19 protein-coding genes and 1 pseudogene are annotated in these 26,162 nt (G+C 49.6%); 6 read left to right on the top strand and 14 right to left on the bottom strand.

The genetic code is table 11. The features are described from left to right. Positions 1-2: 2 nt before the first annotated feature. The 5 genes from L0M14_RS01245 (at position 3) to L0M14_RS01225 (ending at position 2,394) form a co-directional block, all read left to right on the top strand. Entirely contained in the window at positions 3-242 is a 240-nt protein-coding gene (locus L0M14_RS01245) for a ZIP family metal transporter (RefSeq protein WP_235120304.1), read from the top strand. 5 nt (positions 243-247) lie between these two features. Continuing rightward, positions 248-658: a ZIP family metal transporter gene (locus L0M14_RS01240; protein ID WP_235120303.1), complete on the top strand. Its 411-nt coding sequence runs from the start codon at positions 248-250 to the stop codon at positions 656-658. 235 nt (positions 659-893) lie between these two features. Continuing rightward, a complete protein-coding gene (locus L0M14_RS01235) occupies positions 894-1,505 on the top strand; it encodes a VC0807 family protein (RefSeq protein WP_235120302.1) in 612 nt (203 codons plus the stop codon). A gap of 12 nt (positions 1,506-1,517) precedes the next feature. Continuing rightward, complete coding sequence (locus tag L0M14_RS01230) at positions 1,518-2,027, top strand: GNAT family N-acetyltransferase (RefSeq protein ID WP_235120301.1); 510 nt, start codon at positions 1,518-1,520, stop codon at positions 2,025-2,027. A 40-nt stretch (positions 2,028-2,067) separates the two neighbouring features. Further along, the gene (locus L0M14_RS01225; protein WP_235120300.1) at positions 2,068-2,394 is read left to right on the top strand and encodes a YnfA family protein; all 327 of its coding nucleotides are present in this window, start codon (positions 2,068-2,070) and stop codon (positions 2,392-2,394) included. 74 nt (positions 2,395-2,468) lie between these two features. Here L0M14_RS01225 and L0M14_RS01220 read toward each other — a convergent pair whose 3' ends face one another. The 9 genes from L0M14_RS01220 to L0M14_RS01180 form a co-directional block, all read right to left on the bottom strand. Further along, entirely contained in the window at positions 2,469-2,891 is a 423-nt protein-coding gene (locus tag L0M14_RS01220; RefSeq protein ID WP_235120299.1) for a hypothetical protein, read from the bottom strand. A gap of 164 nt (positions 2,892-3,055) precedes the next feature. Further along, positions 3,056-4,018: a carbohydrate kinase family protein gene (locus L0M14_RS01215; RefSeq protein WP_235120298.1), complete on the bottom strand. Its 963-nt coding sequence runs from the start codon at positions 4,016-4,018 to the stop codon at positions 3,056-3,058. 174 nt (positions 4,019-4,192) lie between these two features. Continuing rightward, positions 4,193-5,116, bottom strand: coding sequence for a helix-turn-helix transcriptional regulator (locus tag L0M14_RS01210; protein WP_235120297.1), 924 nt, complete (start codon positions 5,114-5,116; stop codon positions 4,193-4,195). Further along, a complete protein-coding gene (locus tag L0M14_RS01205; RefSeq protein ID WP_235120296.1) occupies positions 5,113-5,814 on the bottom strand; it encodes a response regulator in 702 nt (233 codons plus the stop codon). The genes L0M14_RS01210 and L0M14_RS01205 overlap by 4 nt, the downstream gene beginning before the upstream one ends. Positions 5,815-5,836: 22 nt before the next feature. Next, positions 5,837-7,297 (bottom strand): glycoside hydrolase family 32 protein, encoded by a 1,461-nt coding sequence (locus L0M14_RS01200; RefSeq protein ID WP_235120295.1) that lies wholly within the window; start codon positions 7,295-7,297, stop codon positions 5,837-5,839. A gap of 59 nt (positions 7,298-7,356) precedes the next feature. Next, positions 7,357-8,187, bottom strand: a complete 831-nt coding sequence (locus tag L0M14_RS01195; protein WP_235120294.1) for a carbohydrate ABC transporter permease — start codon at positions 8,185-8,187, stop codon at positions 7,357-7,359. 21 nt (positions 8,188-8,208) lie between these two features. Continuing rightward, on the bottom strand, positions 8,209-9,144 hold the full coding sequence (locus L0M14_RS01190) for a carbohydrate ABC transporter permease (protein WP_235120293.1): 936 nt from the start codon (positions 9,142-9,144) through the stop codon (positions 8,209-8,211). A gap of 129 nt (positions 9,145-9,273) precedes the next feature. Continuing rightward, positions 9,274-10,581, bottom strand: coding sequence for an ABC transporter substrate-binding protein (locus L0M14_RS01185; protein WP_235120292.1), 1,308 nt, complete (start codon positions 10,579-10,581; stop codon positions 9,274-9,276). Positions 10,582-10,826: 245 nt separating this feature from the next. Beyond that, a complete protein-coding gene (locus L0M14_RS01180) occupies positions 10,827-12,233 on the bottom strand; it encodes a sensor histidine kinase (RefSeq protein ID WP_235120291.1) in 1,407 nt (468 codons plus the stop codon). A 706-nt stretch (positions 12,234-12,939) separates the two neighbouring features. On the opposite strand from L0M14_RS01180, the gene L0M14_RS01175 reads away from it, so the two are divergent. Continuing rightward, positions 12,940-15,009 carry a glycosyl hydrolase family 18 protein gene (locus L0M14_RS01175; RefSeq protein WP_235120290.1) on the top strand — a complete coding sequence of 690 codons (2,070 nt, stop codon included), beginning with the start codon at positions 12,940-12,942 and terminating at the stop codon, positions 15,007-15,009. Positions 15,010-15,416: 407 nt separating this feature from the next. Here the strand turns inward: L0M14_RS01175 and L0M14_RS01170 are convergent. From L0M14_RS01170 to L0M14_RS01145, 5 genes and pseudogenes are all read right to left on the bottom strand, one after another. Continuing rightward, positions 15,417-16,428 (bottom strand): annotated as a pseudogene (locus L0M14_RS01170) (DUF3231 family protein). Positions 16,429-16,623: 195 nt separating this feature from the next. Then, positions 16,624-16,860 (bottom strand): hypothetical protein, encoded by a 237-nt coding sequence (locus L0M14_RS01165; protein WP_235120289.1) that lies wholly within the window; start codon positions 16,858-16,860, stop codon positions 16,624-16,626. A 228-nt stretch (positions 16,861-17,088) separates the two neighbouring features. Continuing rightward, positions 17,089-18,090, bottom strand: coding sequence for a LacI family DNA-binding transcriptional regulator (locus tag L0M14_RS01160; protein WP_235120288.1), 1,002 nt, complete (start codon positions 18,088-18,090; stop codon positions 17,089-17,091). A 262-nt stretch (positions 18,091-18,352) separates the two neighbouring features. Beyond that, positions 18,353-21,034 carry a family 43 glycosylhydrolase gene (locus tag L0M14_RS31325; RefSeq protein WP_311198810.1) on the bottom strand — a complete coding sequence of 894 codons (2,682 nt, stop codon included), beginning with the start codon at positions 21,032-21,034 and terminating at the stop codon, positions 18,353-18,355. Then, entirely contained in the window at positions 20,962-26,154 is a 5,193-nt protein-coding gene (locus L0M14_RS01145) for a LamG-like jellyroll fold domain-containing protein (RefSeq protein ID WP_235120287.1), read from the bottom strand. The genes L0M14_RS31325 and L0M14_RS01145 overlap by 73 nt, the downstream gene beginning before the upstream one ends. Positions 26,155-26,162 lie beyond the last annotated feature (8 nt).

Genomic DNA, 26,162 nt, shown 5'->3' with positions numbered 1-26,162 from the left:
TCATGGCAGGCAGACTTGTTCCATATTCTTCTTGTATGTCAATGATTGATGGAGGGATTATGGTCACCGCCTCAACTTATGGGCTCATCCCTTCAGCGCTAAAGCTTTCTAATTTATCCGTTTTATTCATCGGAATCCTCCTGGGTACAACAGTTCTTACGCTGATGGAGAAACTGGTGCCGCATGTAGATCTAAATCATTCGGATGCCTCTATGGACCGTTCCAGAGCCCTGCTTTTTTAGCAGCCATGTCTATTCATAATCTACCGGAAGGGCTTTCCGTTGGCGTCAGCTATGCGATGAGCCAACATGATTTGGGCCCGCTTGTTTCTCTTGCTATTGGACTGCAGAATGTGCCGGAGGGTCTCTTAATTGCTCTTTATCTCACCACCAATCAGGTAAGCAAATTCCGGGCATTCCTGTACACTGGCCTTACAGGGGTTGTTGAATTGCTTTCTGCCTTCATAGGTCTTAGATTCACCGGAACGTTTACCGGACTTGTTCCATATGGGTTAGCATTTGCCGCGGGTGCCATGCTGTTTGTTGTCTATAAAGAACTCATTCCTGAGAGTCATGGGGACGGCAATGAAGTGCCGGCGACTTTTTCCTTTATACTGGGTTTGATCAGCATGATTGGTTTGACTCATTATTTAGGGTGAAAAATAAAAATGGGTGCGTTTCCTGCCCGAAATAGGTAAGCGCCATGGCATGGAGAAAAGCGTCAGTCCAACAAATTCTTTACAGCCAATTCAGTAAGCTTTCTTTATAATAGAGAAAGGTAATTTTTTCCCTAAAAACAGTTGACATACCGACGGTCGGTATTATAAGATACAAGTATAGAAACCGACCGTCGGTATGTAAAAGAAACTACCATTTTGAAAGGATTGATTATACATGTCAAAACGCAATTACGTTATTTTAACGCTTCTTCTGAACGGGATTATTCCTTGGGGGCTGTACGTACTGCTTTCTAAGCACATGAGCGGCCTGGCAGCTCTCTCCATCGCAACTCTTATTCCTCTAGCCGAGAATCTGATTCAACTATTAAAGCATCGCAAGCTGGATGCCTTTGGCTCCCTAATGCTCTTTACCTTCGTATTCTCGATCGTGCTTGTAGCGATGGGCGGCAGCGAGAAGCTTCTATTGATTCGTGAATCCTTTATTACCGGTGCTGTAGGCCTTATCTTCTTAGGCTCACTTCTCTTTCCTCGCCCGATCATGTTTTACCTGGCAAGCCGTTTTGTCGGAGGCGTTGACTTCGAACAGAACTGGAAATATGCCTACTTCCGCAAAATTATGCGTTTAATGAGTTTCGTATGGGGAATCATGCTGAGTCTGGAGGCAATTGTTCGAACTGTGTTGGTGTTTGAATTAAGCACTGCCCAATTCCTGGCTATATCCAATGTGGTCATGTACGGCTTTATCGGAGCAGCTGTAGCCTGGACGGTTGTGTACCGTAAGCATTCTTCGAAACGTTTGATCGAAATTAAGCGCAACGCCGCATAGGAGGAGCAGCTGATGAGCGAGATTCAACCTTTGCAGCAGGTAGACAAGAAAGCTATCATGAGCTTGTACCGCGCCGTTACCAAGGACTTGCGAAAGCAGGGAAACCGCCAGTGGGATTGGTTCTATCCCAATGGAATTGTCATCGGCAGCGACCTGAAGAATCATACGCTATACGGAATGAAGGTTGGCTCGCAAGTGACCGCGGCTGTAGCCCTGGATGCCAATCAAAGCCCCCAGTATGCTCCGCTGCCCTGGAGCAACACCCCAGGCAAGCCTGCCTGCGTGCATCGACTTGCGGTGCACCCCGATCATCAAGGCAAGGGGCTTGGCAAGCGCCTTCTTGCTTTCGCCGAGGAGCTAGCCATGCAGCAAGGATACTCCAGCATTCGTCTGGATGTATACACAGGTAACCCCGGCGCGCTGGCCATGTATGTAAGAGCCGGCTACCGGCAGGTTGGCGAGGTTCGGTTTCCTTTTCGTGAAACCCCGTACATGTGTATGGAGAAAATATTGTACAATTAGCATGAGTAGTCATTCTCTTCATGAAGGGAAGCGTCCAATCATGCTTCTTGCTGTTCTATTATTTATCCTTGCCGGCCTTGCTGAAATCGGGGGCGGCTATATGGTCTGGCTTTGGCTAAAGGAGTCGAAGCCGCTCTGGTACGGCATAACAGGCAGTCTCATCCTCATTCTCTACGGCATCCTGCCTACTTTGCAGCAATTCCCATCGTTTGGCCGGGTGTACGCGGCCTACGGAGGTGTGTTTATTATCCTTGCTGTTCTGTGGGGATGGCTGGTCGATAAGAAGTCGCCCGATATGTACGATTGGATCGGAGCAGCCGTTTGCTTAGTCGGTGTCTCCATCATGCTGTGGGCTCCAAGAAATTGAAGCGGTCCTGCAATAGAAATGCACATTGATTAAAAAGGATAGCACCAACAGCCTCCCTCGCGCTTTTTGAAGCACTAGGATATAGTCCGAACGGTAACCTGATTCCGATACGCCCAGGACCGGATCGCAACAGCAGCCTCATCAAACGGCTCCTCTTTTCCCACATGATAGCCAGGACGGCTCCAGCCACTCTTCCTCTTAAACCATACCGTTCGATGCATGGATGAAACGATAATCTCTCGGAGCTCCGCAGGAACAAATACCCTATCTCCGACAATAATGGATTCTCCAAGAACATGAAGCTTAGCTTTTTTAAAACTCATCACGATCATCACAATCATTCCAGTGAGCGAACAGAGTATTCCAACGACGACAGCTAGTTGCCAATACGAGTTATCTATGATGCTTTCTAAAGAAGAGAATCCTATATTACATGCATTGATCAAGAGGATCCAGTGCAATCTGCTGGGTCCAGTGACCTGATAGTTATCTTTCATAGTGAATAACCCCTCCTTCCCATCCTCCTCACTCTAAAATTTACCATAAAATTACCATTTAGACTACGCGGATTCGTCTGATAAATGCAACGAGGATGCCTGTGACGGGACATTGATCAAAAAAAATACTCGCCCTGCAAGAGGACGAGTACTCTCCAAACCTTCTACTCACCGTTCATAAACCGGTTCACTTCATCTAAAGCCGGCAAAGAAGGAATCGCCCCATGACGCGTGGTCGTCAATGCTGCCGCCGCATTAGCAAAGGCCAGCATGCGCTCCATCTCTGCTTCCGTAAGACTGCGAATATCGCCGGCTGCCGTGGTCAGTTGGTACAGCAGCGCCCCGATGAACGAATCCCCGGCTCCGGTGGTATCCACCGCCTTCACGGCATGTCCCGATACGGATACACTTCCGCCTGCTGTGAACCACGTCGCTCCCTTCGAGCCGCGTGTGAACAGCACGCTGGTTACGTCGCCAACAAATAACGAAGCGATCGCTTCAGCTTCATTCTCGATGCCTGTGATAAACGTCAATTCTTCATCGCTGATCTTGACCAGATGGCTGCGCGGGATGAACTCTAGGATCGTCCGTCGGCACTCTTCGGCGCTGTTCCACAGCGGAAGTCTCACGTTAGGGTCGAAGCTGATGAAGCCGCCCTTACTCTTTACCGCATCAATCGCGCGAATGTGCGCATATTTGACCGGAGCTTCGATTAGATCCACGGAACAGTAATGCAGCACGCTATCGCTATCAAAGCTGCAAGCATCAATGTCGCTCTCATCCAGCAGCATGTCCGCACTCGGCTTGCGGTAGAAAGAAAAGTCGCGGCTGCCGTCAGCCTGCAGACTGACAAATGCCAGTGCTGTATTCGCCTGGGACGTCCGCGATACATACCGCGTGTCCACCCCCACCTGGTTCAGCGTATCTACCAGAAAATCGCCGAAGGCGTCCTCCCCTAGCTTCCCGATAAATAAGCTTCGCCCTCCCAGCTTAGCTACCGTGCAGGCTACATTGGCCGGAGCACCTCCCGCTGCTTTACTGAAGCTACTTACCTCTTTAAGCGCTACGCCAGTTTCGGCAGGAATAAAGTCGATCAGCGCTTCACCTATCGCATACATGGTTCTCATGAACGTTCCTCCTCGTTCTCTTGCAACAATCATTGCAGAAAGTTCCTTATCTATCGTCATACCGCATGACACAATCGGGCAAAAAACAGTCCAGTCGCAGTCGTACAGCCGGCGCGCCGAAAGGCCGTCAGCTCATAGGCATACGTCCATTATAAGAAACTGCCGCAAAATATGTCAATCGTTTGACATATGCTGCAGATGATTGTTTCTGCGGTATTCATCGGGCGTCATGCCGAACCTGTTTTTAAACACTCTGTAAAAATATTTATCATCCTTAAAGCCGGTACGCGGAGCGATCTCGTACACTTTCAAATCACTGTTTTGGAGTAATTCCAGCGCTTTCTTCATCCGGAAGTCCGACAAATATTTACTAAACGTCGTCCCCAGGTGCTGTTTGAACATGAGTGTCAAATAGTTCGGGCTAAAGAACAAGTTGGCCGCCACGGTATCCAGAGATAAATCCTCCATGTAGTGCGCCTCCACATATTGCAGGCAAGCTTCAACGACAGATTCATGCTTCCTGGAGCGGCTTTTCTGTATCAGGTCCATCCACTCAAGCAGCAGGCTCTGAAAGCTGTTTTTGCACAATTCGTAATTGCCGCTTACGGAAAGCTGTCTTTCCGCTCCCATCACAATGTCCTTGTAGTCCTGCTCAGAGACAAAATCCCTGATCACTACGGCAACGCCAGTTATCATGCGCTGGGCAATCTTGATCCATTGCTCCGGTTGAGGCAGCCCGCCCTTAAGCATGCCGGCGAACCACTCATCCACCTGATTCATCAGCTGCTCGATCTTTCCTTTGCGAATCGATTCTTTGAACAGCTCCTCCTCTTTCCCGTAATCATAATGGATAGAGCGAGTAAGCCTGCTGATCTCCGTATAAGGAAAAACTGCCCGGTCATGCAAAAAATAACGAAAAGAAGCCGCCGTCAGCGCCTCAGCGCATGATTGCTTTGCTTCTTCGAATACGTAGCTGCACATCCGGCCGATTCCTATGGTGATGGAGATGCCGAATTGCTGCGAGCACTGGGAGGCAAACTGCGCCAGTACGCTTTCTAATTCCGCCATCCGGAATGCGGACGACGAGGAGACGGTCAAGACGGTAAGCAGCAGCCTCTTATCCTCTCGGGAGAAAAAGAGACAGACGAACCCATGCTAGCTGCGGCAGTCTCCATTCGATCAAGCAGCGCGCTTTTCATGCAGCTCTCACTTTCCCATGACGCTGCCGGGATCCCGTCGCCTTCTATTTTGGCTGCTGCCACCAAGCCTTGAGCCTCAAGCGAGAAATGTCTGCGAATTTCTGCGCCCTTAGCTTCAGGCACCCCTGCTGTTACCCAGTCGTTCAAAAGCTGATCCCAATACACCGACAACGTCTGATCCAGCTGCTGTTTCATTTGTTCTTGTTCAAGCTGGTTTGTCTTCTCTCTTGTAATGCTGCCTTCTGCTTTGTCCAGAATATCGCTGATGCTTTCTTCTTTAATCGGTTTGACCAAGTAATCGAATGCACCCAGCTGAATGGCCTTCTGCGCATATTCAAAATACCGGTAACCGCTTAGAATGATGACCTTCACCGGATGGGCGGAGGCGTTCATTCGTTCGATCATCTCCAGTCCATCCAGTACCGGCATCTTAATATCTGTAAACACGATATCGATCGGTTTCGTGCGTATGACTTCTAGTGCATCTTGCCCGTTCTTGGCTTCCAGCACATGACAGTTCGGTCTGGCTTCCCTGATCATCTTGGCCAGCACTCTGCGTTGAATGGCCTCATCATCTACCACCAGTATGTTCTGCATGCAAGCCACCTGCCCTCTATGCCTATTTGCTTGCTACCTGAGATAGCCTAAGCGAGACGAGCTTCGCCGTTCCCTGAACCGCGTACACTTCTATGCCGCTCTGACCTTCCTGTGGAAATAGCAGGTCGGTAATAACGGCCTCGCCCTCGCCGGCGAACACTTCCACGGAGCAAGCATCCACCCATACGTTCAGCTTGATTCTACCATGCTGCGGCAAGACCTGCACCGCATGTCTGCCGGGGAAATCGGCATGAAAGCCGGTATTTCCCGACCGTGACCGGTCCACAAAGACCTCCTGCTTGGCGGGTACATAGCCCACTACGGTTTCGGAGGATTCCGACATGTGGAGCTTGAACCCGAATTCTGAGGCCGTTTGCAGTTCAAATTCCACCTCCAGTTGGAAACTGGAGAGCGCAAACGTGGATAGCAGCTGGGTTCCCGGCTCTACTTCCACATTCTCAAACACATAGCCATCTTCTTTCAACCGCTGCAGCTCGGCGATCGGTTTTTGAATGAGTATTGTCTGATCTCCACGACTAGCTAGCTCAAGCGTTCGTGGCAGGGTCATAGCACTGCGCCAGCCTTCTGTTGGTGTCAGATTGGCATACTTCCAGTTGCTCATCCAACCGATGTAGATGCGGCGTCCGTCCTGCCCCGGAATGTCCGACCAGCTGACTCCCGCATAGTTATCCCGTCCCGCATCTAACCATCGCACCGCCTCCGGCTCATCATCGTTCTTGAAGGTTGTACCGTCGAATTGACCGACGAAGTACTGCGTCCTGGAGCCTTCGACATACTCCGGAGAATTGCCGATGCTTACAAGCATCACCCACTTCGTTCTGGACGGGTCGCCATCCACCGGCAGCTCGAATAGATCGGGACATTCCCAGACGCCGATATGAGCGCCCTCTCCCTCGCCGAACTGACTGGCGAAGCTCCAATCCTTCAAATTGGTAGAATGATAGATACTCACCGTCTGCCCCGAGGCGAGAATCAGGATCCATTGGCTTGTCGGTCCGTGCCAGAACACCTTCGGATCGCGAAAATCCGGAAAGCGTGAATCGGCCAACACCGGATTACCGCTGTACTTGGTCCAAGTTCTGCCCGAGTCCTCACTGTACGCCAGACTTTGACGTTCCCGAACGCGCTCACTGCCCGGATCTTGATCATGATGGGTGAAGATCGCAACCAAACCCGCTTTTCCCCCGAAGAAGCCTGTCGTATCGTGCCAATCGACCACCGCGCTGCCGGAAAATATTTGACCATGCTCATCCGGCTCCAATGCGATCGGCAGGTGCTCCCAAGATACAAGGTCCTTGCTGACAGCATGCCCCCAATGCATAGGTCCCCATGTCATGCCGTAAGGATGATACTGATAGAACAGGTGGTACTCTCCCTCAAAATAAACAAGTCCGTTTGGATCGTTCATCCAATTGCTCAGCGGTGTAAAATGAAACTTCGGTCTATATACATCTGTTGTCATAAGCTTCCCTCAAATCTTTCTAGATTATGCCACTGCCCCGCCCGGTATCTGAACCGTGCTTATCCTTTAATGCCCGTGCTAGTGATGCCCTGCACATAGTATTTCTGCAGGAGCAGGAAAATCAGAACGATAGGCAGCGTTGTAAACGTAAGTGTTGCCATGATTTGACCGTAAAAGATCGGCGGCAGCGTAAAGAAGGTTTGGATCCCGAGCTGAATGTTTCGCAGCGATTCGCCGGTCGTCACAAGGATCGGCCACATGAAATCTCCCCAATGGGAGATAAAATCCAGAATAAATACCGTTGTAAACACAGGCCCTGACAATGGAACGACGATTTTAATAAAAGTTTTCATGGGAGATGAGCCGTCGATAGCGGCAGACTCCAGCAGCTCATTCGGGATGTCCATAAAGAACTGGCGGAACATAAAGATGCTGAAGCAGTTCGCGATAAAAGGGACGATCAACGCTAGCCAGGTGTTCACCCAGCTTAGGCTGTTGACGACGAAGTACAGCGGCATCACGATGCTTTCAAACGGCACGATCATGAGTGCAATAATCGCCGTGAGTATGACGCTTTTTCCTTTGAAACTCAACTTCGCCAAGGCGTATCCGCACAAGGAGTTCACGCCAAGTCCGCTGATCCCGATGATCGAGACATAGAACAAGCTGTTGAACAAGTATTTCATCATGGGAATGCGGTGGAAAGCTTTTATATAATTATCAAGCGTTATAGTCGTAGGAAGTAAAGACTTGATCGAGTCCAAGTCGGTAAAAATCTGATTCTCCGGTTTCAGCGACGATACAATCATCCACAGCAAAGGGATAATGAAGAGCACCGACACGATAATGTTGGACGCATAGATGAATATTGTAATCTTACGATCAGCCACGAGCTCATCACCTTCTTGTCATCAGTCTTTGAGAAACTTTTTCATGGAAAACGAAATGATCACGACAAGCAGGAAGAAAATAACCGATACCGCGGACGCGTATCCTGCATTCCTGAACTGGAAGCCCTGCTGGTAAATGAGCAGCGCCAGCGTCCTCGTCGAATTCTCAGGTCCACCATTGGTCATGACATAAGGCTGAGTGAACAGCTTGACTGCCTGAATCGTTGTGATGGTTAACACGAATACGATTACATTGTATAAGCTTGGAATGGTGATATATTTGAGCTGCTGCAGCCTATTCGCGCCATCCATCGCCGAGGCTTCATAGAGATCCTTCGGAATACTTTGCAGGCCTGCTAGGAAAATCATCATTTGATACCCGGCTGCTTGCCATACGGACATAAAGATGATGGAATTCATCGCCTGGTCCGCGCTGCGCAGGAACGGCTGTTTCGGAATGCCCAGCGCGTGCAGCGCCGAGTTGATTAATCCCTCATTGGGATTGTACAGGGAGATCCATAAGATGGCGATGACCGTCATCGACGTAATCACCGGACTGAAGTAGGCGATCCGGAACACATTTCTCATCTTCAACCTGTTATTGACTAACAAAGCAAGCATAAGTGCCACGGCCGATTGCACCGGAACGACGATAATTGTGAAATATAGCGTGTTATACAGCGATTTATAAAACAGTTTATCTTGAAACAGAAGTACATAATTGTCGAAGCCGATAAATTTGATTTGATCAGGCCGAAGTAAATTGAATTTGGTAAATCCGAACGCCACCGCCAGCATAAAAGGCAGCAGCAAAAAGATAATCAGCAGGATGACGGCCGGCAGAACGAATGAAATGCCTGTGACGGATTCTCTTCGCTTCTGGAGCCCGATTGACGACAGCTTGGACTTCTTGGAGCCCGTCTGTGCTTGAACTTGTTGTGAACTTACGCTTTGCATGGATCCATCATCACTCCTCTCCGATCAAAGCTATCCTGAAAGCAATCGCGAAATCCGGCGGCTGCCGCGACCTTCTTGTGAAGTGCCGTTCTCTATGACGGCAGCCGGGATTTCATGATTATCAAGGGATTACTTGCTGAAATTACGCTTAAACTCGTCGTCGAACGATGATGCTACATTATCCAGCGACTTCTTCACCTCGGCACCCATCATAATGTCGGTCAGCGCTTCGGCGAATTTCTGAGTCAGTACCGGATATGCCGGAGTAACAGGTCTTGCATGGGACACAGTGATAACCTGTTCTTTGATGATGCGCATAGGAAGCTCATTGTACTCCGGAAGACTGTCATACGCTGACTTTCTGCTCGCCGGCATGCTGATCGCTTTGGCAAGCTGCGCAGAGCTGTCTTTGTTCGTCATCCATTTCACAACCTCCGCGGCTTCTTTCGGATGCTTGCTGTCCGCCGATACGCCGATCGCCCAGCTGCCGGATGGAGCTGTCAGATTGCCGCCAGGGCTCTTAGGGAAGTACGTGATGCCCCATTCCAGATCCGGGTAGTTCTTGAATCCGGGAATGTTCCACGGTCCGCCCAGCTTCGTAGCGGCTTTGCCTTCCTCGAACTCGGTCGGCTTCGGATCGATGTTGAACAATTTATCATTCGCCATCTTCTGAAGGAATTTCGCGGCTTCCACGCCCTTGTCGCTGTTCACCCAGCCCTGCGCCTCCGTGCCCTCCTTGTTCACGATGTCCGTTCCCGCGGAAATCCACATTTGCTCGAACGCATAGGTCATCCATTCGCCCTTGTCATTAATCATGTTGGTGCCGAACACATCATCCTTGGATGTCTTCTTCATAACGTCGTACCACTGATCCCACGTCCAAGCATCTTCCATCTTCGTCGGAGGCTCGATGCCGTACTGCTTCATAATCTTTTTGTTATAAAATAAGACAACGGAAGATTCCGCTAATCCAGCCGCATAGAACTTATTCTGATACGTTCCCTGCTGAACGATGGAAGGAACGAAATCGTTCATATCCTCTTTGGTGAAGTACTCATCAAGCGGGATCACAATGTTGGACGCCGCATAGTTGGCTACGTTCGGTCCGTCCATCGACACCACGTCAGGAAGTGTATGGGATGCTACGGCAGCATTGATTTTGTCCTCGTAAGCAAAGGAATTACCGCGTGTAATCGGCTCCATCGTCAGTTTGATTTGGCCTTGATGGGCTTTATTGAACTCATCCACACGTCTTACGTAAAATTCATCCTCTGGTCCGCTCGCTTGCGGTCTCCAGTACGTGATTTCAATTTCTTTCTGTCCACTCTGGTTGTTGTCACCGGAAGCAGGCGCTGAATTCGTCTGTCCGCCTGTGGAGCAGCCGGCTAGCAAGGATATCGCAATCAAACCCGTTACTGTTGTTATGTTCTTTTTCAAGTGAACCCCTCCAAGCACGTTTTCTTGTTTACGCTTTCATCATAACGTGTCGGCAGCGGCCGATCCTACTCTAAAAAACGTGAAATGGTGGACTTTTGCACAGAAAACCCTTACATAAGTGATTCCATGCACATATAGAAGTCTCCGCAGAAAATGGCTTACATCCACTCCATGAAGCTCACGCTCCTATAGCGGAGGGAATCCATGCTGCTTTCTCCCATCGTTTGTCACTCCCGTTCACGCTATCATCCAGGCAGCGTAATGGTAATTTTCGTACCTACATTCAGCTTGGATTCGACCTTCACGCCATACTCTTGCCCATAGATGAGCTTCACGCGCTTGTTCACATTCTCGATGCCGATCGATTTGCTCATGCTTGCCGTATCTTCCGCAATGGTCAGAACACGGGCGATTGTCGCCTCATCCATGCCTTTGCCGTTATCCTCAATCGTGAAGACGCGCAGTCCATCCTTAAGTCTCCCCGACACGCGAATCCACCCTCCCTCTTCCCGATCTTCAAGGCCGTGAATCAGCGCATTCTCGATAAAGGGCTGCAGGAAAAACTTCGGCACCGTATACCGGTTCAGCTCCGCATCCAACTGATATTCAATTTGGAACTTGTCCTCAAAGCGCTGTCGCATGATGTAATCGTAATTTTGCAAATACTTGACGTCTTCGCTGAAGGCGACCTCGCCGGATTTTTTGGCGGTGTATTCCAGCATCTCCGACAATTCCACCAGCATATTGCTAATGACCGTCTGCTTGTTCTCGATAGCCAAATAATTGATGATGTTGAGCGTGTTGTACAAGAAATGCGGATTGAATTGAAAATTAAGCGCCTTGAGCTCTGCCTCCATTTCTTTCATGTGTGTCTCATAGTTCTGCACAATCAAGGTCTGAATTTTATCGTTCATCTGATTAAATTTATGGATAATGAGATTCACTTCGCTCGTGCCCTGAGTCTCAATTCTGGTGTTAAAATTCCCCTCGCCGATCTGTTTGATTCCCCACAGCAGCTTCTTTAGCGGCATCGTAATCCGGCTTGAGAATAAAGAAGCCAGCACCACCGAAAGCACCAGAATCAAGATCGTGGAATACAGCGTGTAGCTGAACATATTCGGCACGGTCGCCAGCAAATTGTCATAAGGAATAAAGACCGCGGACAACCAGCCTGTCGTAGGAATTCGGTCAAAGCATACCACCATCTTCTGCCCGTTCACCCGCACATATTCAGTGCCGCTCTTCTTCGCCAAAACATTGGCGAGCCACTCAGAGGTTATCGGCTTCGAAGCCGCATGATCGGAAGTGGACACGACCTCTCCGTCCTGGGTAAATACGTAGTAATAAGAGTCTTTTACCGTAAGACTTTCCTTAAAAGCGCGGGTGATCATCGACTCCTGAAAGTTGACAAGTAAAATCGGTCGCTCCGCATCCTTATCCATGGGTCTGAGCAGATTGTTCGTGACTCGCGATAGATTGATCAGCCGCGTTGCGGTAAACACATATTGATCCTTCGTGCTGGCAACGGCCGAGGAGGAGAAGTATTTTTCCAGCAGGTTATAGGTAGGAATCCATGTCGTGTGGTCCACGGAGTGAAGCCCTGTCTGATAGGTGTCCGTAGCGGAGAAGGAGAAATCTTTTTGGGTATCCAAAAATTCGGATTTCCTCCGAAGGTATAGTCTTTCGTAGCCAAATTGACCGAAAATACGTCCTCCGAGGTCGGAAAATATTTTTGCAAGATCCTCGTTATCTTCCGGTCCGTTTCATAGTCCAGATACCTCTTCTGTAAATCGGTCGTGTTGAATAAGTCGTATAAATCCTCATCCAAGTGCATTGTGATTGCGCTCTGCTCTACGCTTGCAAATTTAGCATCCAGCGATTGATTGCTGCTTTTGACCAAGCCTAGAAGCGTACTGCTTGCATTCTGCAAAATGACCTGCGAGCTCTTCACATAGTAGCCTACGCCAAGCACTGTCATCGAGACGGCAATCAGAACGATATAAGATACCGTCAGCCGCATCCTCAAACTCATACCTGAATAATATCGAATGAATGTCCTCATGATCATCTCTCCCGTTCCTTAACTCCCCAAGCAAGTTCTTATCATGGACTGTAGTCAAAATAGTAGATTCCCGCAAGAGAGAAGGGCTTGTCCTTATTTACCATTGGTTAAAGAAAATTATCCCAGCCTTAGCGAATATTATCCGTTCCAGAAATTTCTAAATCATTCGATAATGAAGTAGTAAGATCATTTCGTGCAGAAAGGAGGCTAATTCTGAGGGCATCAATCATTCTGGCCTGCAATTCTCATCCGGATACGCAGACGCAAACCATCTTATACGAAAAGAGGTAGAATTGATGAACCGATCCCGTAAGCGAATGTTCGCTCTAGTGCTCACCTTCCTGCTGGTTTTTGCCATGGTGCCGATCACTTCTTTGGCCGCAACAGCCTGGGCGCCGAATACGAGCTACCATGTGGGGGATATTGTCTCCTACGGAGGCTCCGATTACAGCTGTATTCAGTCGCATACGTCATTAACGGGTTGGGAACCGCCTAACGTCCCGGCGTTGTGGCAGAAGCTCAGCGGCGGAGGCGGAGGCGGCACGCCCGATACTCAGGCTCCTTCCGTTCCCTCCAATGTACACGTGACCTCCGTTACAACGACTTCCATTTCTCTATCCTGGAATGCTTCTACGGACAATGTAGGTGTTACGGGCTATGACGTATACAGGGGAACAGCCCTCGCCGGTTCTGCTTCCGGCACTTCGTTTACCGTCACAGGATTAACGGCAGGCACTTCCTACTCCTTCACTGTGAAAGCCAAGGATGCCGCAGGCAATGTCTCGGCAGCCAGTGCTGCTGTCACAGGCACTACGTCTGCAGCCGCAGGCGATACGCAGCCACCATCCTCGCCCGCTAACGTAAACTCCTCCTCGGTGACGAGCAGCTCAGTTACCTTGTCCTGGAGTGCATCCACCGACAATGTAGGTGTAACGGGATATGACCTATATAGAGGTACTGCTCTCGCAGGTACTACTTCGGGAACTTCGTTTACCGTCACAGGACTGACGGCGAATACAACCTATACCTTTACAGTCAAAGCCAAAGATGCTGCAGGCAACGTATCTGCTGCCAGCAGCGCAGTGACAATCACGACGCTCACCGGCTCCGGCGGTGGTGGCGGGGGCGGCGGCACGTTGACCGGCAACAAGGTCGTCACCTACTATCCCGAGTGGGCCGTCTATGGCCGCGGGTTCAAAGTTCCTGACATCGACGCGACCAAGGTCAACGTCATTAATTACGCCTTTGCCGATATATGCTGGAACGGTGTGCACGGCAACCCCGACCCTACCGGACCGAACCCGCAGACGTGGGCCTGCGCGGACGAAACCGGCAATATCAGCGTGCCGAACGGCACGATCGTGCAAGGCGATACATGGGCCGATACCGGCATGTCCTATACAGGCGATACGTGGGATACGCCCATCAAGGGCAGCTTTAATCAGCTGGTCAAATTAAAGCAAGCCAACCCGAACCTCAAAACGATCATCTCCGTAGGCGGCTGGACATGGTCGAACCGCTTCTCCGATGTAGCCAGTGACCCGGCCACGCGAACGACATTCGCGAAATCGGCCGTTGCTTTCATTAAAAAGTATCAGTTCGACGGCGTCGACCTGGACTGGGAATATCCGGTGAGCGGCGGCCTCGCGGGCAACAGCTACCGCACAGCCGACAAGCAGAACTACGTACTGCTGCTGCAAGCAATCCGCGCCGAATTAGATACCGCAGGAGCGGCGGACGGCAAGCATTACTACCTGACCATTGCGGCAGGCGCTGGACCTAGCTACGTTTCCAATACCCAGTTAGGAAATATGGCTGCTTCTCTAGATTGGATCAACCTGATGAGCTACGACTATCACGGCAGTTGGGATGCGAAGTCCGGACAAAACGCTCCGCTCTACTACGACCCAGCTGACCCGAATCCGGATCCTACGAATTTCAATGTTGATAAATCGGTAACATCCTTCCTTAACGCAGGAGTGCCCGCTTCCAAGCTGATTCTCGGCTTGCCCTATTACGGACGCGGCTGGAGCGGCTGCGCCAACGCAAACGGCGGGCAGTACCAGACATGCACAGGGGTTTCGCAAACAGGCACTTGGGAGAAAGGCTCTTATGACTTCAACGACCTGCAGGCCAATTACATCAACAAAAACGGCTATACCCGTTATTGGAACAGCGTAACCAAGACTCCGTACTTATACAATCCTAGCGGCGGCACTTATATCTCTTACGATGACGAGCAATCCATCCAAGCCAAGATCGACTATATCAAGTCCAAAGGACTAGGCGGCGCGATGTCCTGGGAAGTCAGCGGCGACCGCAACAAAACGCTGCAAACCATTGTGAAGCAGGGGTTGCTGCCTTAGGGACAGTGAACAGTACAATGAGGGTGTCCCACAAGTAAACGCTTTAAGCATTTCTCCATAGGATTATAGGTCAAAAACAAGGATCTTGGCGGTAAACGGGTACCCAGCTACTAGACACTACAAAGAAAGTGTTTAGTTGCGGGTACCTTTTTGTATCCTGTAGAAAAATGGATATGAACAAGGCGAACACCAAAAGATCTTTGAGGCAAATGGGCTTGAAGTGAGGTGCTCGATGAAACGAGCGGGGCATTGCACAGACCTTTGGAGGATAGGGACAACCCCTATGCAGTGGGTATGAAAAAGCCGTCTTCCCGTTTAAAAGTAGAAAAGACGACTATATGGTTAAATAACGCTGTTGCTATAGAATTTCTAAAGGAATCGAGGGAACGACAGTAAGCGTAAGAAGGCTAGGTTTTAAGCAATTGTTTACGATCCGTTGTTAATGGAGGTTGTTCTAGCCATCTCCTTGCAACTACAGTATCATAACAGTCTTTTCCGTATAACATGACTTCGCCTACAATTGAACTGTAATGTGCAATGAGGTCAGCGCGCATAGCTAATGCCAAGGCATGTGAAATCAGTACGATATCTACAGCATTCAATGTCATAATCATGGACATGATCAGTTTGTCTGAAAAAGGCGATACCGTGGAAGCCGTGACTTCCATACTTACCATAATATTTCCGAGCAGTTCTTCTTCCTTTAATAAATCATTGAAAAGTGAAATCTGCTTCTCGCTTATTTTTTCCCCGTTTGATAAAATCTTTCAGCTTCGTGTCTTCGATTACTTGAGCGAAACCAAGCATTAAAATAACAGAGAAATAATTCCGTTCAATATTGAAGAAAATCTCAGACAATTCAATGGCGTTCAGCGGCCTTTTCTTGCCTAACATTCCATCGAGAAATGATTCCTTTTCAACATATTCAATCTTATTCGGGTAATTCATTTTGGGCGGGCGATCATAGATACCCTTTTCCAGCATTAATCTAACCGCTTTGCCAAATATTTCGGTTGAGGTGTGCAAACAATCTTTAAAAAAATCAAGCACATCAAGCCTGACGTTATTGGATGCTGTAAAAGAGAAATTAATCATATCCAAGCGATTCATCATGTAGATAAAACTAAGCGAGAAGGCATCGTGAAATAACGGAGGTGCCGCTAAGTTTACATCCCCCTCAGAAAATCCTGCTGGAATCGGAAAGTTTTCTTTTAGAAAGAATTCCCTAATGTGTTCTAAGCGTTTTTTTGAAATTTGTGACGCTTCCTTTACTAACGGCACTATTTCTTCATCCTGAAGGTGATGCATAAAGTAACTCAGAAAACACAAACCCATACTTTCCTTGATGTATATACTCCAGAGTCCCCCAATTTCTGTGCAAGTCAACTCAATGTTGTGAGGTTTATGCTCGGGTTTCATCTTTTCCCTCCATTGTATGATTCAGGTTATAGTATCAGGATTAGAATTTTTTTATTCCTCATTCACGTTAACTTCATGAATACCTTACATACTGTGATCTGATGTCGATTTCCAGAATAAAAAAATGACTCCTATACTAGCAGGAATCATCTTAAATGTGGCTTGCACAAACTCTCCTGCCTGTAAATCCCTAGACTACAGAAATGGAGACGATTTAATTGTATACCAACTATCTTTGCCAATCCGATCAACAAGTGCTTGAATATCGTGTTCGTCATACTGGTCCATGAATACTTCCGGGACCATGGAAAACGATTTTGCATATTTATTTGCCTGTTCATCTTCAAGATACAGGATACACTTTTTAGGTTCTGCTACCGCGGCTTTATAGGTAATAATAAACAAATATAGGGACTTGAACGATTGTGGCATTTCTAGTTTGTCATCTTGAACAGATTGAATCCAATCAACTAACTTTAAGATATCGGCTGAATCCTGGGGTAACCGTTTGTTGGATTGAATTGGAATTCAAAGGAGAATCCACTTTTTCCCCTACCGTATCCGCACAACCTGACGCTGCACATACACAAAATAATAGTAAGCAGATTCTTAGACCATTCATTGACATCCCTATCCTCTCTAAACAGAAAACAACATCCCCTACCCAAGTAGTCCCGGCTGCCTCGTAGTCTGACGCTCGATCAGACGTACAGGCAGCACATGCTCCAGCGGCAGTTCTGCACCCTCCCCTTCGATCAGCTTCTCTATGATATTGAAAGCTAACCGGCTCATCTCCTCAATCGGCTGCTTAATCGTCGTAAGCCCCGGCGTTATCCACTCCGAGATTGGGATGTCATCGTAACCGATGAGCTGCAGCTGCTCAGGAATCCGAATCCCTTTGGCTGCACAGACTTTCATCACCTGATAAGCGATCATGTCACTGCTGACGAATAGGCCGTCGACCTCCGGATGTTCAGATAGTAGACTTCCCACCACTTGTTCATGCTCAGCGGGATCAAATGCGTCCGCTCCAAGCTGTACCACAATCGGCTCCAGACCATACTTACGTAAGGAGTCCACAAAGCCTTCCGTTCTGCGATTACCGAGCATATCCAGCTTGAGATTGCCGCAGATATGAGCAATGCTGCGGCACCCTTTTGCTGCCAGGTGCTCCGCTGCCAGTACCCCGCCTTGATAGTTATCCGAAGACACACACGGTATCGCTTCGATACGTCGGTCGAAGGTCACGATTGGCTTGCCTAGATGAATATACTCCCTTACATCGATCGTGTGGCTCCCCATAATAATGCCATCCACCCGATTGCTCTTGAGCATGTCGATGTAGTCCTTCTCCTTCGCTTCATCCAGACGCGAGTTGCAAAGCAGAATCTTGTAGCCTCTCGCTGAAGCATGGGTCTCCAGACTGTATGCCCATTGACCGAAGAAGGGGTGGGCGATCGTAGGAACGATCAAGCCGAGCATCATGGATCTCTTGCGCATTAACGAGCGTGCGATTTCATTGGGCTGATACTGCAGCTCCTCCATAGCTAGACGCACTTTATTCCTCGTTGCATCGCTTATATATCCGCGGTTGTTCAGCACTCGGGAAACCGTCGTGACGGTGACCCCCGCCTTTTCCGCTACATCTTTGATGGTCGCCATATGCCTCTTCCCCTTTCCCTGCCTCTTGCAAATTGACAAAATTATAACATGCGGAGCCAGAAGGTAACAAAGCTTCGCTGACCAGCCAAGGAAGCAGACCATCGATCTCGCCAACCTTCCCCCCGCAACCGCTCGAAGTCTACAGCGCGCGGTTGCGGGGGCGAATGACGGTCGTCAACCTGCTCTAGCCCCAAAGCCAAAAAAAGCCGCCCCTCCGTCTTATGACTAGAGGGGCGACTTAAGCTCACAGTTGGAGATATGCTTACTCTAAGGTCGCCGCCGGAACAACCGGCTTAACATTAGTCGCTTGCACGTCTTCTCCTTCCCAAACGAATACCTTCACTTTACTTCCTGCCACATTGGCAGGAAGCGTTAGGCTTAGTGCAGCTTGGCCTGATTGCTTAGGATCAAGCTGCTTCGTTTGGCTTTGCAGGTCAACCATTTGATTCTCACTATTATACAAAGCCATCACCACAACGACAGAAGTTGCCGAGTAGCGGCTGTTCGTGATATCAACCGTCGCGTCAAGCTGCTGGCTAGGCTGAAGGCTAGTCAAGCTGAAGGCTGTGGCAGCTGTAATGCCTTTGCTTGCCGTAACTGTCACATGTGCAGTCACAGGAGCGGCTGTTCCAGGTACTTCTCCTTCGGCCAGAGGCTCGCCGAAATTCGGCGTTCCGTCACTGTTCCAAGTCAGACGTTTTACACGTGTATGACGGTTCGGATCGTACAGCGGATCACCGCTGATCTCCTTGTAGGAACGAGCGTGGTAAACCAGGATATCTGTAACGCCATCTTCCGCTACGGTAAAGGAGTTATGCCCTGGTCCGTATTGGCCGGTTGCGTCACTGCTGGTCATGACCGGCTCCGGTGACTTGCTCCATGAGCTAGCATCAAGCAGATCGCTGCTGTCTGACGCTGTAAGCAGTCCCATGCAGTAGCTGGCATCGGTGGCACTGGCCGAGAATGAGATAAAGATTTTACCGTTATGTTTCAATACGGCCGGTCCTTCGTTAACCCAGTACGTTTGACGCTCCCATGTATAATCCGGAGTTGTGATCAGTGTCTGGTTCCCTGCGATCGTCCATGGATTGCTCATTTCAGCGATATACAGGTTCGAAATTCCGTCTAATTTCTGCGCCCATACCAGGTAGCGTTTGCCGTTGTTCTCGAAGGTTGTCGCATCCAGTGAGAAGTCCGTAAAGGATATCGTATTCGAGGCCGGCTTCTGAATCATGCCCTTTTCCGTCCACGTTCCTGTTAACGGATTCTCATCCGCGCATTCGAGCACGTAAGGACGAATCGCCCAAATATCCTCAGCTTTGCCTGCAGCAAAGTAAATGTACCATTTGCCATCGATGTAATGAAGCTCCGGTGCCCAGATATGCTTGGACATATCTCCGGATTCATGCTTGGTCCAGATTACTTTTTCTTCCGCAGTTGCCAGTCCCTCGATCGTTTTGGAGCGTCGAAGCACGATGCGGTCATACTCCGGCACGGAGGCCGTAAAGTAGTAATAGCCGTCGGCTTGCTTGGAAATCTGCGGATCTGCACGCTGCTCGATCAATGGATTCGAGTACATATGCGTAACAGCGGAACCGCTCACGGTAAAGCTGCCTTCCTCCGCGTATTCCGAACTCTTCACCGCATTCCAGGAAACCGGCAGGTCAGCTGTCGTGTTGTCGCTGTAGTGCGCAGTCACCGTTGTCGGAAGCTGCGGCGAGCTGCCTTGTGCAGTCGTAACGTTCACGTCGTCGATGCTGACCAGTTCAGCAACGCTGACTTGGGCTACTGCCTGAATGGAGGTACTGAAAACGGTACCCTTCACTTTAACAATCCCTTTTTCATACAAAGATGACTCGTTGATTGGCTCCCATACCACAGGCTGCATCTCAGAGCTTCCGTCATAATGACGAACGGTCACTTGAGTCGGCAGCTTCGGCATGAAATTAACCGTAGTTGTCACATTCGTCGCATCTACAGATACAATGCTGTCCGCCAGGACATGTACCATAAATGTCTTCGTTAAGCTATAGCCGTTTCTGCTAATCGTTGCAGTTAACGTAACATCCGTGTCCGGCTGATCTTGTGCCGGTCTGGTTACCGCACCGCTGTTATTTACTACAGCAGGGTTGCTGGACTCCCATGTGATGGAGATGCCATTAGCGGCGGCAGCAGGCAGCTCAATGTTGGACACGACTTTGCTGGTATCGCCCAGGCTCAGCGTGCTTTGAGCCGCTTTAACAGCTTCTTCATCGGTATAGGCTTCGGAAATAATGCCTCCGACTTCAGCTGCATCCAGTCCTTTGTTGTACAGACGGAAATCTCCAATTTTGCCGTCCAAATACGGATCGGCGCTCCAGTTCGATTTACCGATGTAGTTGTAAGCCGTTTGACCATACTGCGAAGGCTTCTTCGTAGAGGTAGCGTGCTGCACAGCCTTGCCGTCTACATACAGGATGTAGTCGTTGCCTGACTTCGTCAGAGCGATATGCGCCCATTTCTTCGTCGCCGGAGCTGATGAGGTACCGTCCAGAATCGCACCTTCCATGTCATAATACAGATTCTCGGTCATGAATAGTTTGCCTGCGTTTGCTCCTGTGCCGAAATCGAACAGTCTCGTCCAGCTTCCCGGCTTGGAGTCCAGATACGTCCAGAAGCTCAGTGTAAAGTCATCCAAGGATGCCATGATTCCCGTAGGCAGTTGAACATACTGCTGCTTCGTGTTATCCAGATCGATTCCCGTTTTGGCATCGACGGTTGTGATGCTGGCTCCGTTCTTCGCCACAGCATCCATACCACTGCCGCTGACATCCGGCACGGTCGTGCCACTTAGTTCATTGAAGCGGTACCAGGTCACGAGATTCGGTGACTTCACAAAAACATCCGTATACGCAGGAATCGTTGTTCCTTCTGCCGTCCCTTGTACGGTGAATTTGCCCGGCATCGCGTACTTGAGCTCTCTACCGAATTCCAGGTTACGGCAATCGCTTGAGTGGAGCCGTCGGTCAGTTTCGCCGTTACCGTGGAAGGAAGCTGTGGTGCAGTGCCTTCTGGCGTAATGACTTCCACCCGTTTCAAGGATTCAATTGACAAGACAATATCTTGTGTGGGTACTGCTATTGTGAATGCTTTGGTTTCCGAATAACCGTTCTTGCTGATCAAAGCTGTCAATGTTACCGAGATCATGGTATTGCCTGAAGCAGGTCTCGTAACAACGCCTGTATCCGTAACAACAGCGTAGTTGCTTGTGGTCCAGGAAATTTGCACGTCATTGTCCGCGGAGGTCGGTAAGGTCAGATTTGCTGTGACAAACGTCGTGTTGCCTAGGCTCAGCTCCGCTTTTGCCGTTTTTACAACGGTTTCTGCACTCAATTCCGCTAGAGCAATCGTCGTTTCATTGGACTTCACCGATGTGCCGTTCAAGCTGACATCCGCCCATACGGTTACCTCCGTGACGCCGCCAATATTGGTAGCAATCTTCGCTTTGCCTTCATCATCAAAGGAGATCAGCTCCGGATGGTTGCTGCTATAAGTGATAGCTGCTGTGCGCAAATCCGCTTCACTGCTGTCATCCAGCAAGCCGCCTTTTACGTCCAAACGGAATGTATCCCCTGCTGTCGCTTGCGTCTTGCTTGCTTCGGCTTGAATCGAAGCCAGCTCAGGAGCAGCTCCTGGCGCTGTCCGGAAGCGGTAGATCGTCAGAGAGTGCGGTTCGAACACATGCACAAACTGGTTGGTAATTCCCGTTTCTTTCGTCGTTACAGGCACAATCGTTTTCGGACTTGCAAACGTATTGAGCGCATTCAGGTCTGCACCCTGTAAAACCGTCTTGATGGCTGTGGTGCCAACTGTTAGGCCATTCAGATGAATCGATGTTTCCTGGCTTTCATCCGATGAGTTGACGACCTTAAGAATGACATCTCCTGTAGCCGTGTCCTTGCTTGTCGTGGTGAACAAAGGCGCGCTTTTAGGATTATCCAGAATATCAAATACGAGGGTATCATCCACGTATGCTTTCATTCTTTTGCCGGTTACGACAATCTTCAAATTGTACCAAGTGTTCGTCGTCAACTTCGGCAGCTTGGAATAATCGTATTCGCTGACAGTGGCTACCGTACCGTTTACACTTTTTTCAAATGTGCTCTTCGTATTGTTATAGCCGCCGATATTCCAGCGGAAGTAGTTGTTGGCGTCTTTTACGCCCACATACACGTTCACGCCTTCGGCACCGCCGGTTTTTCTAGCTTTCAGCGTTAAGGTGTAGTTGTCCATATCTGTACTTCCAGCGTAGGCAAAAGCATTCGCTGTAGATGTGGATGTTTGTTGATACACACCGTTCTGAATCGCAAAGGTGCCGCGAACCGGTGTCCATTTGGACGCATCTCCTGAGAAATCATCTGCAAACAGCTCCGCTGCATCGGTATTGCTGACTACCTGGATATCATCGAATTCATTGGCTGTATTATAGGATCCTACACCAACGGCTCCAGATACCTTCGAAGATGTCTGACCGCCTTTCAAAATTTCCGAAGGGACAATCTGATTGCCGACATTATTGCTGTACAGCTGCTGCACATAGTAGTTAATGGATCCGTAGGAAGCCGTATTATTGAACCAAATTAAATCCGGCTGCCACTGCGTGAAATTCTGCTTGGCAAACAGCGGGGCATAGCTCGCCATTCGTATGACATCTGCGTTTTCTTCCAGCCCTGTCATGAACGCCGCTTCCGAAATCGCCGATTTCAGATTGTTCACGCCTTGCGAGAAATTCCCGTTCGTATGAGCCGCGTACTCGCCGACAAATACCTTCGGCATATCGGTACGGTTGAAGCTGTCGTAACGGTTCACGTTCTGCAGGAACCAATCCGGGTTCATGTAGTAATGCTCGTCGACAATCTCCGGACGATCAGCCTGCGCTTGGCTTTGAATCCACTGCTGAACCGCCTCATAGTTCGTACCGGAAGACTCCGTACCGCTGCCGATGATCAGTTGAATGTTCGGGTACTTCGCTTTAATCGCATCAGCAAACATTTTGTAACGCGGATAGTATTCTGCTCCCCACTGCTCGTTCCCGATCGCAAGGTACTCCAGATTAAACGGAGCCGGATGTCCCATATCCGATCTCAGCTTCGCCCATTCATTCGACGCCGGGTCGCCATTGGCAAACTCGATCAGATCAAGCGCGTCTTGAATATAAGGTCCAAGCTGATCCAGCGGTACCATTTCCACATCCGCATCCGCTACGCCGACTTGAATCGACATGCCGGAGTTAATAACCGGAAGAGGCTTGGCGCCGATATCTTCACTGAATTGGAAGTATTCATAATAGCCGATACCGGATGTTTGGTAATAATCCGGAAAATCTGTGTTTTGCCAAAAGTTGTAGTTTGGCTTGCGCTGTGCTACGTCGCCGACTGAATCCTTCCAGCGGTACGCATTGTCCAGCGTTTTCCCTTGCACGACACAACCGCCCGGGAATCGCATGAAGGACGGATGCAAGTCATACAGCTTCTTGGCAAGATCGTATCTCATGCCGTTAGGTCTGCCCTTCCAGGTCCGCTCAGGGAACAGGGAGACCATATCCATATCGATCGTACCGGTGCCCTTCGCTCTTACTACAATTCGCGCATTTGCATCCGTTTGATCCGGTGTCAGCACCACACTGGACTTCGTCCATTCAGACGTTACATTCGGCAGTTCAGCCTTCGCATACTGCTTCGTGCCATCTGCGCTTTCAAGCGTCACCTCGAGGGGACCGCTGAAGTCGCTGCTTCGTGTGTATAAGGAGAAATCGTACTTGTCACTTTGAACCAGCGGGATACCGCCGAAGCCTGAATTCGCAACGCCGGCTCCATCCCCGGCTGCCGTCACATTCAGCTCCAAGTAATTCGTATTGACTGTATTCAACGGGTTGGCATGGCTTGATGCTATCGTAGCGGCAGCACCGCCATCCGTTACCTTCGACCAGAATTTCAAATGATCATTCGTGTACTCAAAGGACCTGTTCTGCACAAGCTCGGCGTACAAGCCTCCATCTGCGGCATAGTTAATATCCTCGAAGAAGATACCATAGAGATCCGGGCTAATATCGATGCCTGTCTGATCGCCGTTCACTTGAATCCGGTAAGGGGCGGAGCCAAGGCTAAGCACTGTGACAGTGAAGACTTTGGTTACAGATGCAGCATTCTTGGTAATCGTAGCGGTTAGATGAACGGTTGCATCCGGTTCACCTTGGGCAGGTCTGGTCACATGCCCTGTGTTGCTCAGGTGAGCTGTGTCATCCGATGACCAAGTAACGGTTACCCCATCCGGCGCAGGCAGGGTAATGTCGCTTAGAACAGCGGTGGTATCGCCAAGTGTCAGGTTGGCTTTGACCTGGTTAACCACATCGGTATCCGGATAAGAGGATTGCACCAATTCAGCAATATCCGAAGCACTTAGAGCCTGATCATAGATGCGGAAGTCATCCACTTTACCTTGAATATAGGGATCCGGCCACACAGATTTACCGATATAGTTCAATAGGTTCTGACCGTTAAAGTCGGAAGGCTTGGATGCTAGTGTCTTCTTAGCAATCTGCACACCATCTCTATACAAGGTCGCTTCCTTACCCGAGAACGTAATAGCAACGTGAACCCATTGATTTAAACCAATGGCACTTGAATCATAGATCTGGTAGTTCGTACCTAGCGAAGCATCATTAACGGCTGCCATATAGGAAGGCTGCCAAATTCCATGCGTACTGAGGTAGAAGTTATCATTATTAGCTGCCGTTCCGGAAACAAACAGCATCGTTGGTGAATTGTCTTTGGTCAGGTTCACCCATGTTGCTACTGTCATATTATCTGCGTACTGCAGATTGGAAGGCATTTGGACATAGCCGCTGCTGCCGTCCAGCTGAACGGCTCCGCCGAGATGGCCTGTGCTCCAGCTAGTCCCACCCATGACCGCAGCATCCCAAGCGGAGCCTGCAGTTCCTGAGTTGGCAACGGTTGTGCCGCTGGCCTCGTCAAATTTATACCAAATCGTTGGCGTAACTTCGGTAGAGGCAGCGTTGACGGTTAATGTCAATACAGCTTTCATCGTAGTGTCCTGAAGAGTACCCTCAATCGTGTATACCCCTGGGGTATTGATGTAAGCATCAACGGAAGGCCATTGAACGGATTTCGCAATAACCGCACCATTGGAGTACGTAGCCGTGATGCTCGCTGGAAGTGACGGCGTTTGCCCTGCTGTCACGGTCACGGCCGATGGCTGAATAGAGCTGACTTCAGCGTCGGACTGGCTACCCGTATACAACGATGTAATTTCATCGGCGGCAAGCACGCGATTATAAATGCGGAAATCCGCTACTCGTCCGTCCAACCCCTTGCCTGCACCTTGCTCCCAACCAAACTGGGCATAGCCGATATAGTTATATTTGCTTGTAATATCTTTGGGTGCGGTCGTAACCCCGTCTAGACGCTGTTGAAGGACACCGTCCATATAGATGGCCGTATAACCGTCTGTACCGGAAACAACAGTTGTAAGCTGCTTCCACTGCCCGCTCGGTACCGGTGAACTATGCGCAATCTGGTTGGAGCCGAATCCAGACTTGGTGATCTCAAGGCTAGTTTCTGCTGGGTCATTGCTTACCGGAGCGAAATTGATCGCCGTAAACGGCTGCGTACCCGGGTCTACATCCGCAGCATTGCCGAAGCTGTACAAGGAAGCCCAATTCTTTGATGAATCCATATAAACCCAAGATGATACCGTCATATCCGTTAGGCCGTTCAGCACACCTTCGGGCATCTTGACATACGACTGTTCCCCGCTTAAATCAACAGCACCGCCTTTGTCGGCTGTCGTTACGACGGACGCATTAACGAGTGTGCCGTCGAAATGGTTGCCTGACGAGTCGGCAACTGTCGTCGATTTCGCTGCATCCGCGAAATCATAGTGAACAACCAGGCCTTGATCGAGTGTTGATGCGGCTGAGGCCTGCGGAGCAGGTAAGCCGCCGAGCAAACCGGTTATCAGTGTACATACCGTCACCGTCGAAAGCCACTTTTTGCTTATTCGCACGTTGTCTC

The organism is Paenibacillus hexagrammi, assembly GCF_021513275.1.
GTDB lineage: Bacteria > Bacillota > Bacilli > Paenibacillales > NBRC-103111 > Paenibacillus_E > Paenibacillus_E hexagrammi.
This window is presented reverse-complemented; position numbering and strand designations above follow the sequence as displayed.